The following is a 2,264-nucleotide window of genomic DNA, read 5'->3' as shown; positions in this document are numbered from 1 at the left end:
CTTCACCCGCGTGCTTCGCGGCACGGCCCTCCGGGAGAGCGGGGAAGATCGCACTGCGGGGGGCGCGCCCATGGGAGTCCCACTAGCTGCCTTTCGTGGCCGCATGCTTGTTGCTGTGGGCACCGAAGTCTCGGCCTCCCGCGATAGCCCACCGCTCGTCCGTTTTGATGGCCCACGCGAGGCACTCCTCGCGGACAGGGCATTCGAAGCAGATCGCGCGGGCGGGGAAGCTCGCTTCGCGACGCGCCTTCTTGTTGTGGACCTGGTTCGGGAACCACAGCTCAGGATCGTGATCGCGACACTTGGCACGTGCGCGCCAATCGATGTCGTCACTCATGTGAATAGCTCCTGTGCATAAGCCGGGCCGCCACCACCTCGGCGGCGGCCCGGATCTGTTGCGGGGTTGGGGATCAGGCGGGCTGCTCGGATTCCAGGAATGTGATCAGTGCGACCGCCTCATCGGCAGCGAGATCATCGGCGCTCTCGAAGTCACGGCCGTACTGCTTCTTGAGCCAGGCGAGCTTCTTTTCCTTCGTGTCGCATCCGTCCTTGTCGAGCAGTCGCGCGAGTGTCAGCTGCTGCTCATTGCTGGCCATCTCGACGGCATCGGTAACGTCTGCCGGCGCAGGCTCGTCGGCTGGAGTCGGGCTCGGTTCAACCTCAGACGCAAGACCGAGAGCTTCCTCGAGCCCAGATCCGCCGCGCTTGGTGGTGGGCACGCGCTCCGATGTGACGGACGTCGATTCTCCGTCGATGATCTGGACGGCATCCTCGAGCACCATGCCTGAGAAGTCGTTCGGGTACGCCTTGCGCCACGCTGCGGCCTCCGCACACTTGGCAAGTTGGTTGGCAGGCATCTTCGCCCACATTGAGTTCGGGTGCTGCTGGCCGTCTTTGGAGTACGTCTGCACGTACTCGCCGTACATCGCTACGGATGCGTACTTGACGCCGTTCTTGACGACGACGTACTTCGCGGCGAGCGGTGGACGATTCGGGTCGAGCCAGACGTCATCCCATCCGCCGTCGGCGCCGCGCCAGAACGGACCCTCGACCGCGATGTCGTCACCGGCGATGCGCGCCAGGCGATGTCCGGTCACTCGGTAGCCGTCGATCCCCGTCTGGATCGTGTACTTCATGACCCATTCTTCGTCTTGGCGCTTCGCGCGCTCGTTCCATACCTTGATCTTCGTTCGGCGTCCGAGCATGTAGATCTGCTTCGCGAACGGATCGAGCCCGGTGCGCTTCGCCTGGTGGAAGAACAGGTCGAGGTCACCCTTCGGCGCATCCTCGATGCCTAGCTGCCGGAGTGCCGCGACCTGTGCATCGGTGAACGACGACTGCGCGGGGTCGATGACGAGATCGGTTGCGTTGCCGCGTACTGCGAGTTCATTAGTCATGCGGAGAGCCTTTCGATTGCTGCGATGTCTGTTTTCTTGTCTGCGTAAAGCGCGATCGAGCCGCCCCGAGCGGGTTGTCGACGCGCGATATGTTCGTGAACCTCAGCGCCGTCGATGTGCCGAATCACCTCGGCATGCTGTGCGAGGCCCATCTCGTTCAACACTTTCGACTTGAGTCCCACTCGGCGGGCCTCCAATGCTTCGAAGTCCCTATCCACCTGGAGGAACTCAGCGGCAAGGCTCGGGGTGAGCTGAACTGTCGTTCCATCGATCTTGGGATTCAGTCGACGCACGGTCTCGTAGGTGCTGATCGAGTCGTCGAGGTCCGGTGCCACACCGTTGGCCAGGCTGTCGTTCCACTTTTGGACGGCTGCCAGGATCGCGGCAGCGACGTGAGCCTTGTACTCGATGTGGTATATCTTCGGCTTGCCGTACTGCGGCCACAGAACGAGATCCGCCGGATCGAGCCACCCGGAAACCATCTGCTGGAAGATGATCTGCGCCTCGTAATCGATTGGCACTATGCCTGTTCCGTCGTCGCCGTATTCGTAGATGTCGCGGGCAGTCTTCTTCTCGACCACACGTCTGTGAGTTCCACGCGAGGCGCGGGCATCGATCGTTGCCGCGTTGCCGAAAGGCAGGGCTATGTCGGTGTACTGCACCTCGCCCGGAGACAGCCGCCAGCCCGGGTTACGCAGTTTCCAGTACTCCCCCGCCGCCAGCTCGGCTGCATGGCCGTAGTCGAAATCATCCTGCTGCGCCTTACCGATCTGCTCGGGTTCACGCCGATCCAGGACGGCGACAGGGTGGTCGGCCTGGTCAGCGCGGGGATCCGGGTCGAGCAGATCACCCAGCGGGTCCAGGACC

3 protein-coding genes are annotated in these 2,264 nt (G+C 63.0%); all 3 read right to left on the bottom strand.

Going from position 1 to position 2,264, the window contains the following annotated elements; all coding sequences use genetic code 11:
* Positions 1-82: 82 nt before the first annotated feature.
* The gene (locus tag ABT116_RS43145; RefSeq protein WP_095971184.1) at positions 83-337 is read right to left on the bottom strand and encodes a WhiB family transcriptional regulator; all 255 of its coding nucleotides are present in this window, start codon (positions 335-337) and stop codon (positions 83-85) included.
* Positions 338-410: 73 nt separating this feature from the next.
* Positions 411-1,397 carry a recombinase RecT gene (locus ABT116_RS43140; RefSeq protein WP_351646214.1) on the bottom strand — a complete coding sequence of 329 codons (987 nt, stop codon included), beginning with the start codon at positions 1,395-1,397 and terminating at the stop codon, positions 411-413.
* On the bottom strand, positions 1,394-2,264 hold an 871-nt coding region (locus ABT116_RS43135; RefSeq protein ID WP_351646212.1), incomplete at its 5' end, for a hypothetical protein. The genes ABT116_RS43140 and ABT116_RS43135, both read right to left, overlap by 4 nt.

This window comes from Streptomyces sp. NPDC002130 (assembly GCF_040296465.1).
Classification (GTDB): Bacteria; Actinomycetota; Actinomycetes; order Streptomycetales; family Streptomycetaceae; genus Streptomyces.
This window is presented reverse-complemented; position numbering and strand designations above follow the sequence as displayed.